Here is a 19329-nt window from a genome sequence, read left to right on the forward strand (position 1 = left end):
TTAACGGAATAAATTATACCGCCGGGCAGGTTTAAGCCGTTGAAAATGGGCAGCGGTGTTAGCCGGTCGCCAGCGATACGGCTTTACGCAGTTCATTTACCGCAGAAGAATTCAGCGGCGTAACCAAAGCGTAGTTATAGTGCTCATCACTCCAGTATTGCGCCATCAGCTCTTGCGCCTGACGTTGCCCGTGGGGCAATTTTACCGGGCTGAGCGGACGGATATACCAGCCGATCCGGGTGCCCTGCAGATCCTGATAGAGGATCAGAGCCGCCGGGCCCTGCGCCGTTGCTATAAGGCGGGCGCCGGAAAAGCTAAACCCGTAATGTTCGAAATTCGGCGGCAAATTGCCGTTAATAAAATAACGCGCCAGCCAGCGCGCCAGCTCCGGCTGCTTATCTGCCACCACATCCATCGGCGTAAGCAAATCATTATCAAAGAGTTTATAGGCCTGCACCGCGTCTTCCATCGGCTGATGGCTTAGCAGCTCCGCCTCTTTCATCTGCCAGCCCGCGTAGCTGCCCAGGCTTAGCGCCAGCACCAGCGTACAGGCGGTAGCCAGCCTCCACCGCTTCTGTTGCCGCACCCGGCGACGCAGATATTGCGGCTGCGGCGTATCAAAACTCAGCGCCTGCCGGTTCATCGCCTGGCGCAGCTGGCGCATATCGTCACGCCAGCCTGCAACCTGCGCCGCCGCCTGGGGATTTTCTTTCAGGTAACGTTCAACGCGCATTGAGGTCGCTTCATCTGCTTCGCCGTCCATCCAGGCATGCAGATCGTTTTCATCTGGTGGCAAAGTCATTTCAATCTCCTTAAGGGTAACGGCGTCACCTTACCTTCCAGCTTCTCATGTAACAGTTTGCGCGCCCTGGACAGACGTGACATGACGGTGCCGAGCGGGATATCAAGCGTCTGCGCGGCCTGCTTATAGCTCAGGCCTTCCACGTTCACCAGCAACAATATAGCGCGGTATTCGGTCGGCAAGGCGGCGAACTGCGCGAGCGTATCGTCGGCGATGGGCCAGCGACTCGCTGGAATGGCCGAACGCCTCCTCGCCGGTAAAAAAGTTAAGCAGCTTCATATAGCGCTTTCGTCGGCGCTCGCCATCAATAAACTGACGATAAAGAATGGTAAACAGCCAGGCTCGCAGGCTCTGCTCGTCCTCGTTTTGCTGCCTGCGCGTTAACGCTTTCGTCAGGCAGCTTTGCACCAGATCCTCAGCGCTGTGCGGATTACGCGTCAGCCACAGGGCGAATCGCTGTAAATGTGGCATTACCTGCCGGATTTCACCATCGGTCAGCTGTGACATAAAGGCCCTTTACCGTCTGCGGGTTCCCGACATGCTTTCAAATACCCCGTCGCGCAGCACCAGCGCGTGTAACAGCGCGGCGGCCAGATGCAGCATCACGGTGAGAAATAGCGCCAGGGCGACCAGGGTATGCAACGGACGCAGTATGGCATACCAGTCGTTATCCACCGGTAAAATGGGCGGCAGAATAATTTTACCGCCCAGCGAAACCGGGTACCCCGCCGCCGACAGCATCGCCCAGCCGATAAGCGGCTGGAGCAGCATCATGGCATACAGCGCCCAGTGCGACAGATGGGCAAGTACGCGCTGCCAGGCGGGTATCGACATCGGCAGCGGCGGCGTCACGGTATAAAATCTTAGCCACAGACGCACCAGTACCAGCACCAGAATCATCAGGCCCAGCGGCTTGTGGATTGACACCAGTAAAGCATGCAGCGACGAAACCGTTGACACCATCGCGACGCCAATAAACAGCATCGTCATTATCGCCGCCGCCATTAGCCAGTGCACAAAGCGCAGCGCCGGATGGAAATAAGCAACCTGTTTCATAAGTGAGCTCCTGCCTGTTGAGACTGTTCACGGGTGCGCAAATTGTAGGATTTGGCGTAGGCCGACGAGCGCGCATTGAGTAAGGGATCGTCTGAGGCGACAATGCCGTCGGGAAGAATCAAGGGGTCATAGTTGATATCGTTGCATGGGCCCTGCTGCTGCGCAGCCGCGCTGGTCAGCACCAGCGTTCCGGCATTAATGGTTTGACGATCGTCCGGCCAGACGCTGGTGGCATCATCGCCCCTGTCACCCGGCCGGGCGACGGTGATAACCAAATCCCATTTCAGCGGTCCCTGAGCAAGACGCCGGGCAATATCATTCTGCAGGAAATTTTTATCGTTTTTATCCGCCGCGCTGATGGGCTGATAATCGGTATGCGGCACCATGCTCCAGCGCACCAGATGCTCCGCGCCCTCTTTATCAATAAACCGAAACGCATTCAGACTGTTAAAGCGATCGCTCGCCCAGCTGGACGAGGGGATGTAGCCTTTTGCCCATGCGAGAAAACGCCCCGTTTCGGGATGCTTTTCTAAAAACGCTTTAAATTTTTCAGCATCGGGCTTGCCGGTGGCCGGGTCCGGCAGTGAAACCGTCTGCAGCTCGTAGAACCCTTCCACGGTTGCGACCGGAAATAACGGCATGGCGTTCATTCCCGTGCGCCACTGTTCGCCATTCTTCTGCTGAAACGCCAGGGCCATGCTGCGCACGGGCACGGCATAATCCGGCGCTGAAGGATTACCGCCGGCGATGGCAAACCGTCCCGTTACGGGGATCTCACCGGGCGCGAACAGGGCGGCGCGCGATAACGAACTGGCGTTACCGTTGGAGATAAAATTACCCGTTACGCACACGCCTTTAGCATGGTTGCGCCGATAGCCAGGATGCTCGCCGCCTGACTTTTGCAATACCGTCACCAGCTTATCCGAGGTGAGCCGCTCCGGCGTCAGCCAGCCGCCCGCCCACAAAAAAAGCGCAATCAGGATCGATGGGACTATCACTATCGGCAAAAAGCGCAGGGCTTTCTGGCCGGTGGAAAGTGAAGGATTAGTCATATTTCCGCTCGTTGTGTTCACATTGAGCCCATAAAACGAATGGCCGGGACGTTTATTCCCGCAGGATGAAAAAATAATTTTCTCCCGGCAAGCCATGCCTTTGGAGCGCAAGAAGGTAAGGCCGCCGGTGATTTACAAAAGGGCAAATTGACAACCTACCTATCGGTAGGTAGATTCAGATAACGATCGATAAACCGGCTGGTTTATTAGCGCGTTTACTTTAACCGACAGACCAAACCACCTGGAGAAACGTTATGCAAAGTGTCACTTCTGCCCCGGACAACGCGTCGAACCAATGGCTGCAGGCCTACTACTTTCTGCGAGCAGGCGTCAGTGTAGTCTGGATCGTCCTTGCGGTTTTTGCCGGCAAACAGCATCCTGCCTTCGGCGCGGCGCTGCTGGTTGCCTATCCAGCCTGGGACGCGCTCGCCAATTATCTTGATGCCCGCAAGAACGGCGGCCTTCGCTGCAACCCGCCGCAGATGTTCAACTTCATTGTCAGCATTATCGTCACCCTCGCCATCGGCTGGGCGCTCACTGTCGGTATGGCCGCTGCGATCAAGGTGTTCGGGACGTGGGCGATCTTCTCGGGCGTGTTACAGCTTGCCGCCGCCGTGCGGCGCTGGAAAACCTCCGGCGGGCAATGGGCGATGATCCTCAGCGGCGCGCAGTCTGCGGCAGCCGGCGTTTTTATGTTCAAACAGGCCGGTAGCGGCATGGCGCTGGATGTGGCCACCGTAGCCCCTTATGCGGGCTTCGGCGCGCTGTACTTCCTTATTTCGGCCATCTGGCTGACCGTCAAAAATAGCCGCCAGCGCGCGAACGCGATCGCGCGCTAAACGAAGCCGCCCAACGGGCTCATAACCCGCCGGGCGGCAATTTTCTCGTCTAAATATGTTCAGGCAGCAGCCCGGCTTTTAGCGAACGCCGCGCTTAGCACTCGGTCAAAATTTCGCTGAAATCGAGGCGGGACTTCGGCAGCGCGGCGTTAAAGTCTTCCACGCTGCGGTAGCCAATCGGCACAATCACCAGGCTGGTAAAGCCTTTCTCGCGCAGGCCGAACTCTTCATCCAGAATACGTGCGTCAAAGCCTTCAATCGGCACGGCGTCAATGTTCAGCGTGGCAACGCCGAGCAGGAAGTTGCCGACGTTCAGGTAAACCTGTTTCTCCATCCAGTGCTGCGCGTCTTTCAGGTCAAAACGGTGCATATTCACAAAATAAGAGCGGCCCTTGTGCTGGCCTTCCATCGCCTGCTGGCTCGCAAAACGGCCGTCGGCGTTTTCTTTTTCCAGCAGGGTATGCAGGTGCTTTTCATCCATAGCCGTTTTGGCGCAGAACACCACAACGTGGGAGGCATCAAGCACTTTGCGTTCGTTAAACACGTAAAAACCGGAGGTCGCTTTGGCGATGCGCGCTTTGGCTTCATCGGTGCTGGCCAGAATGAAATGCCACGGCTGCGAGTTGGTGCTCGACGGGCTCAGGCGCAGCAGGTTTTTCACCTGCGCAATATCTTCCGCGCCGATCTTTTTCGCCGGATCGAAAGCTTTGGTTGAATAGCGTGAAGAAGCTGCATCGATAATATTCATGGTGATTCCCTGAATTAGTTAACATAAGTCGCAAGGAGCGGGCGCGACCGGAGCCTGGGGAATATGTTACAAGCAGAAGGACAGTCGCGAAACGGTCCATAAAAAACAACACTTATACTCGGGGAGTGAAAATGCTCAGGCTGGAAGATCTTACTTTGTTCGTCAGGGCGAGCGCGTTAAACAGCTTCAGCGATACGGCGCGCGAGGCGGGGCCTGCAGCCGGCCCAGGTGAGCACCGCCATAAAACGGCTGGAGAAAATCCTCAACGTGCGCCTGTTCGCCCGCTCGACGCGCAGCCTGCGGCTGACCCCCGAAGGGGAAAGCTGGCTCCCCTACGCCATACAGGCGCTGCAGGCGCTTGAAGCGGGTTACGAACAAATCCAGCCGGCAAGGGATGAAGTGCGCGGCGTGCTGCAAATTGCCGTCCCCTCGGATCTGGGGCGCAACCTGCTGCTGTCGGTTTTTCAGGACTTCAGAAGCCGGCACCCCGCGCTGCAGCTCAAAATTCTCTTTTCCGATCAGATTGCCGATGTGTTTAAGGATCCGGTTGATGTCGCTTTCCGCTACGGCATTAACGAAGATGCGTCCTACATTTCGCTTCCTCTTGCGCCTAAAAACCGCCGGGTGCTGGTAGCCGCCGCCTCTTATATTGCGCGTCACGGCGAGCCCAAAACCCTTGCCGATCTCGCCCATCACAACGCGCTGACTTACATTTTACGCGGCCGGGTGTTCGATAAATGGACGCTCAGCCAGCAGGGCAACCTGCACCACATCTCCGTGCAGGGCAGCATGATGAGCGACGATGCGGAGGTGATCCGGCGTTTAGCCATCAAGGGCGAAGGGATTGCGTTTAAATCCATGCTGGACGTGAGCGAGGATATACGGACGGGCCGCCTGCAGGTGCTGCTGCCGCAGTATCAGGGCGATTTGGTGCCGCTCAGCCTGATTTGCCCTCATCGTAAACAGCTTTCCACTACGGTGCGTTTGCTGCACGAAGCGGTGAAGCAGCGCTGCGACGAGCTGCTTAAGCCATTTTAGGCGCAGCAGGCCGGGCTACTGCGCCGCATACCCCATCGCGGCTCCGCCGATGTTGACCGGCATCCCTGAACGGCGCTCCAGTTCGTCGGTAACGCGAAGCATATCGATGCCCTCTCCCTTCTTCGCCTCGTTAAGCGCGGCCGTGGAAGGTAAAGGAACTTTATTGCTCGATTCAAATTCGCCGCGGTTCCTGGACAGCGGCTCATGAACCTCCAGCCAGCGGCTGCCGTCCGGCTCGGCCGTTACCTTCACCGGCTGGTCAATCAGCTGCACGCGGGTGCCTTCCGGGACGTTATCGAACAGGTATTTGATATCGTCATTGCGCAGGCGAATGCAGCCCTGGCTGACCCGCAAACCAATGCCGAAGTTGGCGTTGGTGCCGTGAATCGCATAAAACCTGCCGATATAAATGGCGTACAGCCCCATAGGATTGTCCGGCCCGGCGGGGACGTAGGCCGGCAGGCTTTTTCCTTCGCTGGCGTAGGCTCGTCTTGTATTCGCGGTAGGCACCCAGGTCGGCCCCTCCTGCTTGCGCTCCACCTTAGTTACCCAGCTGCGCGGGGTTTCTCGTCCCGCCTGGCCGATGCCTATCGGGAAAACCTCCACCGTGTTTCCCTCCGGCGGATAATAGTAGAGCCGCATTTCCGCCACGTTGACCACCACTCCCTCGCGTGGGGTATCCGGCAGGATGAGCTGCCGGGGAATGACCAGCTCCGAACCGGCGCGGGGTAAAAACACGTCCACGCCGGGGTTGGCTTCGATAAGGTTGCTTAGCCCCTGGCCGTACTGCGCGGCAAACGCCTCAAGCGGCAGTTTGTTTCCCGCCGGCACGGTGATTCTCAGCGGAGCGCCCACCAGGCGGCTTCCCTCCGGCGGTAGCGGATAGCTGACGGCCAGCACGCTCTGGCTGGCGAGCAGAAGCAGCAGGCTGCAATAAAATTTGAGGCGCATGGTTTTTACCTTCCGGCGGATAGCGTTTCGCTAAGCGTAGACTTTCTGCTTTTATTTTGCCCGCGGCACGGGCAAGGTTTGCGGCCAAAAAAAGCCGCGCCGGAGCGCGCGGCTTAAATTTTATTGCGGTGATGAAGGCAGGTCTTCGGCTGTCGGGGTAAGAGTGACAGGCTGTCTTTGCGGGCGAGGATATTTCTTCAGCCAGCGTCCGCTGACCATGCGCCAGTAGAAGAAGACTCCGCGCACCGTCCAGTCGAGGAACATCCCCAGCCAGACCCCCACCACGCCCATCCCCAGCACAATACCCAGCGTGTAACCCGCCACAACGCGGCAGCCCCACATGCCGAGCATTGAAACCCACATCGCAAAACGCGCATCGCGCGCGCCCTTCAGCCCGGCCGGCAGCACCCAGGAGGCCGCCCAAATCGGCATAAAGGCGGCGTTAAGCCAGATAAGCACTTTCACCACCTCTTTTACGTCGTCTTCATGCGTATAGAACGAGGCGAACAGCCCGGCGAAAGGCGCGGTTCCCCAGGCGATGATCGTCAGACCAATCGTCGAGAGCCAGAATACGTGCCGCAGCTGCCGCTCCGCCTGCCCGATTTCCCCTTTGCCTAAACGCCGGCCAACGATGATGGTCGAGGCCGAGCCCAGGGCGTTCCCCGGCAGGTTAATCAGCGCCGCAATCGAGAAAGCGATAAAGTTACCGGCGATAACGTTGGTGCCCATGCCGGCCACGAACATCTGCGTTAGCAGCTTGCCGCCGTTGAACAACACGGACTCGATGCTGGCGGGAATGCCGATGCCGAGCACCTCCCAGAGGATATTAAGCTTCAGCGGGGTGAAGTAGCTTTTCAGCGAAATGCGCAGCGCCGGGTTAAAGCCAATCATCAGCACATAGATAATCCCTATCGCGCCAATATAGCGCGAGATAGTCAGCCCCAGCCCCGCGCCGACGAATCCCATGCCCTGCCAGTCGAACAGGCCGTAAATCAGCACGCTGCTGATCATAATATTGAGGATATTCATGCCGCCGTTAATCAGCAGCGGGATTTTCGTGTTCCCCGCCCCGCGCAGCGCGCCGCTGCCGATCAGCGCGATGGCCGCGGCCGGATAGCTCCAGACGGTGGTTTGCAGATAGGAAAGCGCCAGCGCCTTCACCTCCGGCGTCGCCTCGCCGGCGATGACGTTGACGATGTGCTCACCGGCCAGATGAATACCGATCGCCAGAAACAGCGCAACGATGGTCATCAGTACCAGAGACTGGCGCGCCGCCGCCCGCGCTCGTTTCGGATCGAGCTTGCCGAGGCTGAAGGCGACCACCACCGTCGTTCCCAGATCGATTGCCGCAAAGAAAGCGATAATCACCATGTTAAAGCTGTCGGCAAGCCCCACGCCCGCCATCGCCTCTTTACCCAGCCAGCTTACGAGGAAAGTACTCAGCACCCCCATCATCAGCACACAGGTATTTTCCAGAAAGATAGGCACGGCAAGGGGAGTAATTTCGCGCCAGAAAAGCGTCCGGTAGCTTTTTCTGTTGGTATACCAACGCGTTTTCTCAACGCGCTGGCGCAGTGCGGCATGTAAGTTCAAGTGCAACCCGTGAGAGATGTGAAACCACATTTCAAATAATGATTTACAATCGCTTATCCTGCAAAGTATTTTTTGCCTCCGCCCGGCTAAAAAGGCGCCAAAACGTTGATAGAATCCACAAACGGTATCCGCAGGCCGACTCAGGCGTTGACAAACCAGGCCCACTCGCTAAGATATGCCGCACTACGATTCCTCTGTAGTTCAGTCGGTAGAACGGCGGACTGTTAATCCGTATGTCACTGGTTCGAGTCCAGTCAGAGGAGCCATATTTGAGAAGCCCGCTTAAGGAAACTTAAGCGGGCTTCTTGCTTTTTAGTCACCGGCTATTTCCTTTCTTCGCTAATTGAACCCTCTCAACACCGCTTGCCAAGTTCTTGTACCTATAGAAATTTTCAAGGCTGACTAAAGGCGCGACGAAACCGTTCCTGACGCACCCGCAACGGGTTTATTTTTATCAGTCAGTTGTCGACACGGACTTTGATAACGCGTTAATGAAATGTGATCTACGATCAAAAGTAACTAACAAGTTGGTTACTTTATGCAAGACATGAACTAGGGTACAGCGACTCGTTACTCAGATAACAGGCGTATGTCATGACAAGAAAAATTACGTTAAAGCACTATCTCACCTACGGTTCAGGCGATTTTTTTGGTATGGGAACGACAGCGCTCACCGGCGCCTGGCTACTGTTTTTTTATACTAATTTCTGTCATTTAAGCGCGGTTGAAGCCGCATCAATCTTCGCCATCGCGCGGGTTTTTGATGCCATCGCCAGCCCGTTAATGGGCTACATTACCGACAACTTCGGTCACACTCTGCTGGGGAAAAAGTTTGGCCGCCGGAAATTTTTTATTTTGTTAGGCATTCCCGCAGTCTTCTCCTACTGCTTTATCTGGGTCAGCGATATGGGCTATCTCTATTATCTGCTGACCTACCTTGTTTTCGAGCTGGTCTATAGCATGGTGCTGGTGCCTTACGAGACGCTGGTTCCGGAAATGACCGATGATTTCAAAAAGAAGACGCGTTTCTCCGGCGCGAGGATCTCCTTCGCCCAGCTGTCTTACATCATCACCGCTTACCTGCCCGCCATGTTTTTTGCCTGGTACGGAAAAGATAATCCCGATGCGTTTTTCTACGCCGGCCTGGTGATTGCCGTCATCTGCGCGGTTGCGCTCACTCTGGTTTATTGCAATACGTGGGAAAGAGAACGCCCATCCGAAGAGCAGAAACCGGCTGACGCATCAGGTTCTTTACTGAAGAGATTTTTCAGCGATGCGCTGTCAACGCTGAAGGTTAAAGCATTCCGCACCCATCTGGGCATGTATCTCGGCGGGTTTATCGCCCAGGACGTGTTTAACGCCGTTTTTACCTATTACGTTATTTATGTCCTCTTCCAGACCGCCACCGTCTCCTCGGAACTGCTGGGCATAATGTCCATCATGCAGCTGATTGCCGTGCTGTCCATGATCCCGCTTTGTATTCACTGGGGACCTGCGCCCGCCTATCGCCTTGCGGTTGGCTTTTTTGCGCTGGCCTGTCTTACCTACGGTTTCCTGTGGCTGGGCGACTTCACTCATCTCGCCGTACTAATGCTGGTGTCTGCGGTAGCAGGTTTCGGGCGCGGCGGAATCAACTATATTCCCTGGAATACTTACACCTATATGGCCGACGTCGATGAAGCTATTACCGGGTTGCGACGTGAAGGGATTTTCGCAGGCGTAATGACCATGACGCGCAAAGCTTCACAGGCGGTTGCGGTCATGATCGTCGGCGTTTTGCTGCAGCTGGCGCATTTTAATCCAGGTCAGCCTCATCAACCGGAATCAGTGCATTACGTCATCCTTGCGGTGCTTAGCCTTGGCACCACGCTGCTGTTAGCGGCCGGTTATCTGGTTTCGCGCAGCTTCACGCTTAATATCAAAACGCACGCGGTTTTGCGCCAGGAGTGTGACAGAATGCGTCTGGCTGGTGGACCAATAGCGCCGGTCAGCAAAGAAAACCAGCGCATCCTTGAGGATATTACCGGTTTCGCTTATCAGGATCTGTGGGGAAATAATAAGGTTTCACGCCTTAGCCGTCAGACAACGAAAGGCATAATAAATTTATCTAAGTAAAAAATACCGGAGAAGAGTCATTTATCCTCTTCTCCGGAACGTTCTGGAAACCTGCAGGCTTATTAAAAATGAATTACAGCGCGACCACGCGATAATTGGCGCTTTTTAACTCGCTAATCTGCTGCATATCAATATGGGTGAGGCTGAAATCGAGGATAGCAAAATTATCCTTAATCCGTTCCGGATTAGACGACATGGTGTTTGACTGTATGCCCACCTGCAAAATCCAGCGCAGAATAATTTGCGCGGGCGTTTTAGCATAACGTTTAGCCAGCGTCTGAATAAGGGGGTATTGCAGCGCTTCTCCACGGGCTATTGAACAATAGGATGAAAGGGGAATATTCGTTTCGACCGCGGCCTCCAGCAACCCGCTTTGATCCAGTAAAGGATGAAACTCCACCTGGTTTATGATTAACGGCGTAGCGATCGCGCCTCGCGCCTGCGCCATCTGCACAGGCGAGAAATTACTCAAGCCGATGTGCTTTGTCAGGCCGTACTTCTGCGCCTGTTCAAGCAAACGCAGCGTTGCGTCAAAATCCTGTTTGGGCGGGCTATGAAGCAGCAAAACATCAACCTGTTCAAGGTTAAGCGCCTGCAGGCTTTGCTCGACCGACGCCATAAAGAGACTGTTATGGTAATTCGCAGGCAGCACTTTCGTCGTGATACAAAGCTCGCTGCGCGCCACAGGATAATGGCTTAATACCTGACCAATATCCCGTTCGTTATTATACATCTGTGCCGTATCAATCGCCCTGTAGCCGATTTTCAAAGCGTATTCTAATGCGGATCTTAACGTTTCGTTCCGCAGTTTATAGGTGCCAAAGCCACGGATAAACTCTGCCCGATAAAGGATATTCATTTTTATTTCCGCAAAAGATTCGGTTTAACGGCGAACAGGCTGACTCGCGGCCAGACGCCAGAGCGAAGCAATATTAAACGCAGCCGACTCCAGCAGCGTTGCGGCTTCACGCAGCGCGCGTTCATAAGAGATAACGCCGGGAACCAGCGAAAACGCCGAGTTTAAACCAAGCTCGTGCAAAGCTTCATAACCGCTGCCGAGAGATCCGGCGAGCGCAATACTCGGACAGCCCTGCGCATGAGCGCGGCTGATAACCCCGGCAGGTCCTTTACCGCTGCTGGTCTGAGCATCAAGGCGTCCTTCGCCGGTGATTACCAGGTCAGCCTCCCGCACTAACGCATCGAAATGCAGGGTGTCGAGAACGATATCAATACCGCTGTACATTTCGGCCTTCAGTACCCCTTGCAGCGTGGCTCCCATCCCACCAGCCGCGCCGCCGCCTTGCAAACTGGCGATATCATTCCCGGCGTGCTTTTTGAGAATGCTGGCGACCCGGGCCAGGTTGTTTTCAATCCTTGCCGCCGTCTGCCCGGTTACGCCTTTTTGTGGGCCAAAAATCGCGGTGGCACCCTGTTCACCGAGTAAAGGATTGTTCACATCGCAGGCCAGCAGTAGCGATACCTGCGCTAATCTCGGATCGAGGTCGGAAATATCAATAGCGGCCAGCTCGTCAAGGCCACCCGCGCCCCAGTATACGTCTTCGCCCACGGCTGTCGTACAGCGGCAGCCGAGCGCCTGCAGCATGCCGATGCCGCAGTCATTAACGGCGCTGCCGCCAAGACCGATAATAATTTTGTTGACGCCGCGATCCAGCGCGGCCCTGATAAGCTCCCCTACTCCATAGCTGGTAGCGAGCAGCGGATCGCGATCTGCAGGCGCCACCCACTGCAGTCCACAGGCGGCGGCGACCTCAATAACGGCGGTGTTTCCATCACCCAGCAGGCCGTAAAAGCCGCTAACCGGGGTGCCCATTGGACCGGTCACCGGTACGGAAACGAGCTTTCCGGCAGTAGCGTTAATCAGCGCGTCAACCGTCCCTTCTCCGCCGTCGGCTATCGGTAATTTCAGGCACTCCGCGTCGGGTATGGCCCGCAGAAGGCCCCGTTCGATAGCATCAGCCACGGCGCTGGCTGACAGACTCTCTTTAAATGAGTCCGGGGCAATAATGATTTTCATGAGTATCCACCTGCTTAAAGTCAGAAACGGGGAATCAACATGCCGCCATCGGCGCTAATCACCTGACCGGTTAAATAAGGCATGCCGCCGCTGGCAAGGGTGCTGACTATCGTGCCAATCTGCCCAGGTGTTCCAAGCTGCGGCAGCAGGGTTAACCCTCCATCCACGCGCTTTTGGTACATTTCCAGCGAAGGCTGCGTCATTTCCGTCACGATCAGTCCCGGCTGGATATCAAAAACCTGCACCCCTGCTTTGGCGAGACGCGCTGCGAACAGCTTAGCCACCATGGCGGCCGCAGCTTTGGACACGCAGTACTCGCCGCGATTGATTGAAGCCGCCGAGGCGTTAGATGAAGAGACCACGATAAGGCTGTAATGCAGGCCAGGCTCGCAGGTGCGGGAGAGCAGGCGTTTGGCAAAGGCCTGGCACAGGAAAAACGTAGCGCGGGCGTTAACCGCCTGGCAGCGATCGTAGCTTTCCGGCGTGACATCAAGTAAATCACCACGGCTGGTCACCGACACCCCGGCGTTATTAACGAAAGTCGTCAACGGGCCCAGCGCTTCTTCAGCCTGCGCCAGCATCCTGTCGTGCAGGCTGATATCCGCCACGTCTCCAGGCACGGCAACCGCTTTGACGCCCCAGCCGGTAAGCCGCTCTACGGACGCGCGTAGCGCCGCAGAATCCTGATAATCATTCAAAGCAATATGAAAGCCAGCCTGCGCCAGCTTCGCGGCGATTTCAAAACCAATACCGCGAGCCCCGCCGGTGATAAACGCAACCTGTCGTGAATTAACCGTCATTTTTTCGTCCCACTGCTGATTGAGGATGTGAAGAAATCATAGCGACACCGATCGGCACTTGTAAATAAATAGTTACTTACAAAACTCAAATCTGGGATCTGCGTATTGTCGTATGACCAGCCATGCGATCGGCAGCAAGATCTTTGTGACTGATATCCCAAACGCAAGCAAAACAGGCGGACAATAAAAATCAAGCCTAAGCATATGTAAATCATAATGTTAACTAAAAAACACGCTGAAAACGCATACGCATAACCTTTGATAAAACCGTCCTGACAATCCCTTAAAATAATAATTAAAAACAGATAGTTAATAAAATTTCGCCATAAAAAAACGGCCGGTGAAAAAACCTTAATCCGTTCAATTGCCAACGGTTAACCCGGGTGATATATCATCAATTTGTAAGTAATTAGTTATTTACATGTTAAGCGCAATTTATCCGATTCCTTACCCCACGGAACCCTAAAAGACAGGAAATATCGCTATGTCATTTATTAAAAAATTCGTTGAACAAAGCGTGATTAGCCGACGTGAATTCCTGCTGAAAAGCGCCCTTGGCATCGGCAGCATGGCTGCGATGCCGCTTATCAGCCCTTTCTCTAAAGCACTGGCGGCTGAAGGGGGCAATTTCACCCTGGCCTGGGGATATCGTGACCCTGACAACTCTTACTGGAACGCCATCGCAGCGGGCGGACAATCCTATGCGAAGACGCAAAACTCACCGATGGTGAGCCTGATTAACGGTGGGAACAACGAGAAAGTCCTCTCGGATATTAAAGCGCTGCTGTCCAAAACCGAGGGGCGGCTGGCCATCGGCTGCGATCCTAACGACGCCCCTAACGCGCGGGCAGTGGTTACCGCCTGCCAACAGCGCGGCGCTTTTATTACCACCATCTGGAATAAAACCGACGATCTGCATCCCTGGGACTTTGGCGACAATTACGTCGCCCATATCAGCTGGTCCGATTTCGAACCGGCACAGCAATGCGCGCAGCTGCTGTTTGACGCGATGGGTAAAAAAGGCGGCATCGTCGGGTTAGGGGGAATTGCATCAAACGTGCCGGCGATTGAACGTAAGGCGGCGCTGATGCATAAGCTGAAAGAAAACCCGGATATCAAACTGCTGGACTGGCAGGACGCGGACTGGAGCACCTCAAAAGCCAACGACATGATGTCCACGATGCTCACCCGCTTCGGGGATGATATCAAAGGCATCTTCTCATCTAACGACAGCATGACGCTTGGCATTATCGAAGCCCTGCGCGCAGAAGGTCTGGCGGGACAAATCCCGATTGTTTCCTACGATGGCACGCCGGACGCGGTCAAGCTGTGCATCAGCGGGGAAATTTTGTGCACCGTCAGCACCGACCCGTACTGGGCAGGCGGTATTGCGCTTTCGCTGGCGCACCACGCGGCTATCGGCAGCTTTAAGCCGTCCGCTGAACCCCATGAGCATCGCGAATTTTATGGTCCGACGATCATGATTACCAAAGACGATGCGCAGAAGTGGTATCAGGAAAATATCGTTAATACCCCGACGGTCGACTGGAATAATTTCTGGCAGGCGTCAAAAGGACCCGTGCAGTATCGCAAATTATAGTTTTGCCCTTTACCGACAATTTCGGTGAAGGCGTTATAAATTCAATTCGTGAAGGTCGAATATGTCATCACAATCAAGCTATAAAGAGCTTTTGCGCAAATGGGCGCCGCTAATGGTATTGCTGTTGCTTTGCACCATTATCAGCGTTATCTATCCCGGGTTTTTATCCGTGCGTAATTTCTCGCGTTTACTGACCGCCAGCGCCGCCCCGTTGATGATTGCCATCGGAGTGACGTTTATCATTATTATGGGTTCGATCGACCTTTCCATTGAAGGCATTATGGCTTTTTGCGGCTCCATGCTGGCAATCATCATGGTGAAGCTGGGCGGCTTTAGCGAATTAGGTTATTTAGCTATTCCGGCCGCCATTATTATTTCAGCCGCCTGCGGCCTGATAAATGGTCTTATCCACGTTAAGCTTAAAATTCCTTCGTTTTTGGTCAGCCTCGGGATTGGCTTTAGCTTAATTGGCGTCACCATGGTCATTACCAAAGGAGAGCGTATTCCCCTTCCCGATCCGGTATTCAGACTGCTGCTGACGGAGCGTATTTTCGACTTCCCGTTGATGGTGTATCTCGCCGCCGCCGCCCTACTGTTTGCCTGGTTTATTCAAAGCTATACCGCGCTGGGGCGTAATTTTTATGCGGTCGGCGGCGGTGAGCATCTGGCCTATTCCTCAGGTTTATCAGTGAAACGAATTCGCGTACTCGGCTTTGCCCTTGCCGGCGTGTTCTACGGGCTGGGCGCGGTATTTGCGGTCGCCCGTTTAGGGTCTGTCGCCAGCAATCTGGGCGACGGTTATACCTTTATCGCCATCACTTCCGTGGTGGTCGGCGGCACCTCTCTAATGGGCGGCAACGGCGGGGTATGGCAAAGCCTGATTGGCGTACTCATCATCAACGTTATCAACAACGGCATGGTGCTGGTCGGCTTCCCGACCTATATCCAACAGGGTGTTTTAGGCGCACTGGTTATTATCTCGGTGGCGCTGGTCACCAATCGTAAACGTCTGCAAATAGTGAAGTGACGATTATGCTTGAATTCAAAAACGTTGGTAAATCGTTTCCGGGCGTCCTGGCTTTACAGGATATCAACCTGACTATTAAGCCGGGAGAAATAGTCGGATTAGTGGGCGAAAACGGCGCCGGAAAATCCACCCTGATGAAAATCATCTACGGCGCCTATCAGCACGATAAAGGCGAAGTGCTGATCAACGGCAAACCGGTAATATTCCGCTCGCCGCGCGACGCGATGATGAACGGCATTGGGATGGTATTTCAGGAGCAGTCCCTTATTTCTAATCTGAGCGTGATGGAAAATATCTTCCTCGGCTTCGAAAAACCGTTTAAAAAGCTTGGCGTTATTAACTGGAAAAAAATGGCCGCCGCCGCCAGAAAGCAGCTGGCAAAGGTTAAGCTTGATATCGACCCGAAAACTATCACCTCCGAGCTTTCGTTTACCCAGCGCCAGCTGGTTGAGCTGGCGAAGGTATTAACCCTTGAGGAAAGAAGCAGCGGCCATTTAATTATTTTACTTGATGAGCCGACGTCAGTATTGCCCGCCCAGGAGATAGAGCTGCTGTTTGAGCTGGTCAGAGAATTAAAAAATCGCGCCTCTTTTATTTTCGTCTCGCACCGCATGGATGAAGTCATGGCGCTTTCCGACCGTATCTACGTAATGAAGGACGGGCAAATCATGGATATGGTCGTCCGCGAGCAGTTTGATGTGGTTAGCATTCAGCGTCAGATGGTCGGTCGGGATATAGATGAACGCTATTATCGGGAGCATCGTAAGCACGGTATTAATAAAGAAACCGCGCTGGTGGAGTTAAAAAACATTTCGCTGGCGGGACATTATCAGAATGTCTCGCTCGCCTTACACGCAGGCGAAGTGCTGGCGCTGGTCGGCACCGAAGGGGCTGGCACCGAGGAGATTATCCGCTCGGTCTTTGGCCTGATGCAGCCGGAACAGGGTGAAGTCATCCTCAACGGCAGGCCGGTTAGTAAATTTAATCCAACCTACAGCATCGCTGAGGGCGTGGGCTATATCCCCCGCGAGCGCAAAATCGAAGGGATTGTGGAAGGAATGTCGGTGGTGGAAAACATCACCCTGGCAAACCTGCAGGACTACTCCTCCTCCGGTCTGTTGCAGGTGCACAACGAGCGCAGGCTGGCCAACGAGTGGGTTAAAAAGCTGTCGATCAAAACCGCCAATATCGATACGCAGTGCGGCAAGCTTTCCGGCGGCAACCAGCAAAAAGTGGTGCTGGCCAAATGGAGAACCGCCGGAGCCAAAATCATTCTGCTCGACCACCCGACCCGCGGCCTTGATATCGGCGCTAAAGAGGACGTCTATGACTTAGTACGCGATTTCACCGATGAGCAATGCGGCGTGATCCTGATAGCCGACTCGCTGGAAGAGGCCCATTGGTCTTGCCCATACCATCGCTATTTTTAAAGATGGGCGGCTGATGCATCAGTTTACCGGCTGTGAACAAAAGCGTCCGGAGCAATATGAATTATTACAGCATTTCGTCTAGGTTATTGAGGCATATCTCCATGAAAATCACCCGAACTGATTCATTAGCGCTGTCTGCGATAAATAATCCCGGCAGCCCGAAACGCCCTCAATTAACGGTGCGTGAAAAAATCACGCGTTATTTACCCATACTGACCCTGGTGGTGTTGGTGGCCTTAGTCAGCCTCTATAATCCGGACTTCCTTAAGCCTGGTAATATATTCCAGCTGCTGCAGGACGCTTCAACGCTGTTTATTATGGCACTGGGGATGACCTTTGTGATTTATATTGGCGGTATCGATCTCTCCGCGCAGTCTATCGCCAGCATGTCAACGGTAGTGCTGGTTATTTTACTTTCGCAAATTGGCATGCTGGCTATTCCGCTCACGCTGGCCATCGGCGCGCTATTCGGCGCGATCTCCGGCTGGGTGCATACCCGTTTTAAAATCTCCTCCTTTATTACCACCTTAGCCGTCGGCGGGATTGCCTATGCTACCGGCCAGGTTATTTCCGGGCAGCGCGCGTTTTATATTCCCGGCGATATCCATAGCAAAACGGTAGGCTGGATGACGACCACCGTCTTTACCCTGCCTGCAGAAATCATTATTGCCGCCGCGCTGCTGCTGGTGGCATTGCTGATGGAAAGAAGAACCGCGCTGGGGCGCCATATGAAAGCTATTGGCGCCGGCGAATCCGCCGCGCTCGCCAGCGGCGTAAAGGTGGTGAAAGTAAAAATTGTCACTTTCGCTATTGCCGGCGCGTTTTCCGCTGCCGCCGGCGTACTGCTGGCGACCCGCCTTTCCGGCGCGTCGCCGACGATGGCCGACCAGTTTCTGTTACCGGCGATTGTCGCGGTTCTGCTGGGCGGAACGCCTCTGACCGGCGGCGTGGGCGGCGTAGTGAGCACGCTTATCGGCACGCTGATCGTGGCCGTTATTCGTACCAGCATGACCTACCTGAACGTTGAGGCGCAGGCACAGCAGATTTTCTTCGGCGCGCTGATGATTGCGGCTATCGCCATGACCATCGATCGCTCAAAAATTTCCACCGTTAAATAACCGAGAGCCGGCCATGATTCCTGAGCTAATGAAAGCAGCGGTGCTGACGGCGCCCAAAAAATTCGAGATACAGCAGGTTCCCGTTCCCGCCTGTGGCGAAGATGAGGTGCTAATTCACGTCACCCAGTGTTCCATCTGCGGTACGGATGTTCATATTTATAACGGCCATTATTCCCGGGATAAACTACCGTTAATTCCCGGCCATGAGTTTACCGGCGAAATCGTTGCCGTCGGCCGCAGCGTCTCTACCCTGACGCCGGGACTGCGCGTTGTCGCCGATATCAATATCGGCTGCGGCCACTGCTTTTACTGTCGCCGAAACGAGCTGCTGAACTGCCCGGACATCAGGCAGCTTGGCATTCATACCAACGGTGCATTTGCGGAGTACGTTGCCGTCCCGGCCCGCCTGGTGATTCCGCTTGGCGACGCTATCCCGGATAACGTTGCCTGTCTGACAGAACCCTTCTCCTGCGTGGTTCGCGCCGGTAAAAAAATTGGCCTGAAGGTCGCCGAGTCGGTGGTGGTGATTGGCGCCGGGCCGGTCGGCAATATGCATATTCAGATGGCGCGTTTACTGGGCGCAGCGCCCGTTATCGCCGTTGAACTCAATCCCCAACGGGCTGAACTGGCCAGACGGTGCGGCGCCGATAAAGTCATCACTGAACCGGAGCGCGCGCTGGAGCAGATAAAACAGCTCACCGAAGGTCGCGGTGCCGACGTGGTTATTGAAAGCGTCGGGCATCCTGAATTGTATAAACAAGCGCTGACGTTTATACGCCCCGGCGGACGGCTGCTGGCCTTTGGTCTGACGGATGCCGAAACCGAAATCGCCATTAAACCGCTGGAGATTATTTTACAGGAGCAAATGATTCAGGGCAGCGTGGCGGGGATGGGGGAAGATATGCACCAGGCGCTGCATTTGTTGACGCACCAGCGCTTTATTACCTCCCCCTTCTGCGAGGCGGTCTACAAGCTGGAAGATATTCAACAGGTCTTCTCCTCCTTGCTCGCTAATCCTCAGCACCTGAAAATTCAGCTGCGAATCGCGCAGCAGTGAAACTTTAGCTGAGGTTTAAGCCGCTGCCGAAGTAAAAAAGGTGCTCTTTAAGAGCACCTTTTTTACAG

General features: G+C 54.7%; 18 protein-coding genes, 1 tRNA gene and 1 pseudogene. 9 read left to right on the top strand and 11 right to left on the bottom strand.

Annotated features, from left to right (window positions below):
• Nucleotides 1–58: 58 nt before the first annotated feature.
• From WLO32_RS13060 to WLO32_RS13080, 5 genes are read right to left on the bottom strand one after another with little or no spacing between them, the layout of a single operon-like run.
• The gene (locus WLO32_RS13060; RefSeq protein ID WP_435945514.1) at nucleotides 59–802 is read right to left on the bottom strand and encodes an anti-sigma factor family protein; all 744 of its coding nucleotides are present in this window, start codon (nucleotides 800–802) and stop codon (nucleotides 59–61) included.
• Nucleotides 799–951, bottom strand: coding sequence for a sigma factor-like helix-turn-helix DNA-binding protein (locus WLO32_RS13065; protein WP_435948301.1), 153 nt, complete (start codon nucleotides 949–951; stop codon nucleotides 799–801). Before WLO32_RS13065 ends, WLO32_RS13060 begins: the two co-directional genes overlap by 4 nt.
• Nucleotides 926–1309, bottom strand: a complete 384-nt coding sequence (locus tag WLO32_RS13070; RefSeq protein WP_435945515.1) for an RNA polymerase sigma factor — start codon at nucleotides 1307–1309, stop codon at nucleotides 926–928. Before WLO32_RS13070 ends, WLO32_RS13065 begins: the two co-directional genes overlap by 26 nt.
• 9 nt (nucleotides 1310–1318) lie before the next feature.
• Nucleotides 1319–1858, bottom strand: coding sequence for a cytochrome b (locus tag WLO32_RS13075; protein WP_435945516.1), 540 nt, complete (start codon nucleotides 1856–1858; stop codon nucleotides 1319–1321).
• Nucleotides 1855–2910: a catalase family peroxidase gene (locus WLO32_RS13080; protein WP_435945517.1), complete on the bottom strand. Its 1056-nt coding sequence runs from the start codon at nucleotides 2908–2910 to the stop codon at nucleotides 1855–1857. Before WLO32_RS13080 ends, WLO32_RS13075 begins: the two co-directional genes overlap by 4 nt.
• A 254-nt stretch (nucleotides 2911–3164) precedes the next feature.
• On the opposite strand from WLO32_RS13080, the gene WLO32_RS13085 reads away from it, so the two are divergent.
• Nucleotides 3165–3749, top strand: coding sequence for a DUF308 domain-containing protein (locus tag WLO32_RS13085; RefSeq protein WP_435945518.1), 585 nt, complete (start codon nucleotides 3165–3167; stop codon nucleotides 3747–3749).
• 94 nt (nucleotides 3750–3843) lie between these two features.
• Here WLO32_RS13085 and nfsB read toward each other — a convergent pair whose 3' ends face one another.
• Nucleotides 3844–4497, bottom strand: coding sequence for an oxygen-insensitive NAD(P)H nitroreductase (gene nfsB / locus WLO32_RS13090; RefSeq protein ID WP_435945519.1), 654 nt, complete (start codon nucleotides 4495–4497; stop codon nucleotides 3844–3846).
• A gap of 131 nt (nucleotides 4498–4628) precedes the next feature.
• On the opposite strand from nfsB, the pseudogene WLO32_RS13095 reads away from it, so the two are divergent.
• Nucleotides 4629–5535: pseudogene (locus WLO32_RS13095) on the top strand (LysR family transcriptional regulator).
• A gap of 15 nt (nucleotides 5536–5550) precedes the next feature.
• Here the strand turns inward: WLO32_RS13095 and ldtA are convergent.
• Both ldtA and WLO32_RS13105 read right to left on the bottom strand, forming a co-directional pair.
• Nucleotides 5551–6486, bottom strand: coding sequence for a L,D-transpeptidase (gene ldtA, locus WLO32_RS13100; protein ID WP_435945520.1), 936 nt, complete (start codon nucleotides 6484–6486; stop codon nucleotides 5551–5553).
• 120 nt (nucleotides 6487–6606) lie between these two features.
• Complete coding sequence (locus WLO32_RS13105) at nucleotides 6607–8079, bottom strand: EmmdR/YeeO family multidrug/toxin efflux MATE transporter (protein ID WP_435945521.1); 1473 nt, start codon at nucleotides 8077–8079, stop codon at nucleotides 6607–6609.
• 190 nt (nucleotides 8080–8269) lie between these two features.
• On the opposite strand from WLO32_RS13105, the gene WLO32_RS13110 reads away from it, so the two are divergent.
• Both WLO32_RS13110 and WLO32_RS13115 read left to right on the top strand, forming a co-directional pair.
• Nucleotides 8270–8345: transfer RNA gene (locus WLO32_RS13110), tRNA-Asn, on the top strand.
• A 328-nt stretch (nucleotides 8346–8673) separates the two neighbouring features.
• On the top strand, nucleotides 8674–10194 hold the full coding sequence (locus WLO32_RS13115) for an MFS transporter (protein ID WP_435945522.1): 1521 nt from the start codon (nucleotides 8674–8676) through the stop codon (nucleotides 10192–10194).
• Between the two features lie 73 nt (nucleotides 10195–10267).
• Here WLO32_RS13115 and WLO32_RS13120 read toward each other — a convergent pair whose 3' ends face one another.
• The 3 genes from WLO32_RS13120 to WLO32_RS13130 are packed head-to-tail and all read right to left on the bottom strand — an operon-like array spanning nucleotide 10268 to nucleotide 13029.
• Nucleotides 10268–11053 (bottom strand): aldo/keto reductase, encoded by a 786-nt coding sequence (locus tag WLO32_RS13120; RefSeq protein WP_435945523.1) that lies wholly within the window; start codon nucleotides 11051–11053, stop codon nucleotides 10268–10270.
• A gap of 24 nt (nucleotides 11054–11077) precedes the next feature.
• Nucleotides 11078–12229 (bottom strand): glycerate kinase, encoded by a 1152-nt coding sequence (locus tag WLO32_RS13125; RefSeq protein ID WP_435945524.1) that lies wholly within the window; start codon nucleotides 12227–12229, stop codon nucleotides 11078–11080.
• Nucleotides 12230–12249: 20 nt separating this feature from the next.
• Entirely contained in the window at nucleotides 12250–13029 is a 780-nt protein-coding gene (locus WLO32_RS13130; RefSeq protein WP_435945525.1) for a 3-ketoacyl-ACP reductase, read from the bottom strand.
• A gap of 484 nt (nucleotides 13030–13513) precedes the next feature.
• On the opposite strand from WLO32_RS13130, the gene WLO32_RS13135 reads away from it, so the two are divergent.
• From WLO32_RS13135 to WLO32_RS13155, 5 genes are all read left to right on the top strand, one after another.
• Nucleotides 13514–14629 (top strand): sugar ABC transporter substrate-binding protein, encoded by a 1116-nt coding sequence (locus WLO32_RS13135; protein WP_435945526.1) that lies wholly within the window; start codon nucleotides 13514–13516, stop codon nucleotides 14627–14629.
• A 61-nt stretch (nucleotides 14630–14690) separates the two neighbouring features.
• Nucleotides 14691–15656, top strand: coding sequence for an ABC transporter permease (locus WLO32_RS13140; protein WP_435945527.1), 966 nt, complete (start codon nucleotides 14691–14693; stop codon nucleotides 15654–15656).
• A 5-nt stretch (nucleotides 15657–15661) separates the two neighbouring features.
• Complete coding sequence (locus WLO32_RS13145) at nucleotides 15662–17086, top strand: sugar ABC transporter ATP-binding protein (protein ID WP_435945528.1); 1425 nt, start codon at nucleotides 15662–15664, stop codon at nucleotides 17084–17086.
• Between the two features lie 101 nt (nucleotides 17087–17187).
• Nucleotides 17188–18204, top strand: a complete 1017-nt coding sequence (locus WLO32_RS13150; protein ID WP_435945529.1) for an ABC transporter permease — start codon at nucleotides 17188–17190, stop codon at nucleotides 18202–18204.
• Nucleotides 18205–18217: 13 nt separating this feature from the next.
• Entirely contained in the window at nucleotides 18218–19261 is a 1044-nt protein-coding gene (locus tag WLO32_RS13155) for a zinc-dependent alcohol dehydrogenase (RefSeq protein WP_435945530.1), read from the top strand.
• Nucleotides 19262–19329: the final 68 nt, after the last annotated feature.

Source organism: Dryocola mayonis (assembly GCF_051307045.1).
GTDB lineage: Bacteria > Pseudomonadota > Gammaproteobacteria > Enterobacterales > Enterobacteriaceae > Dryocola.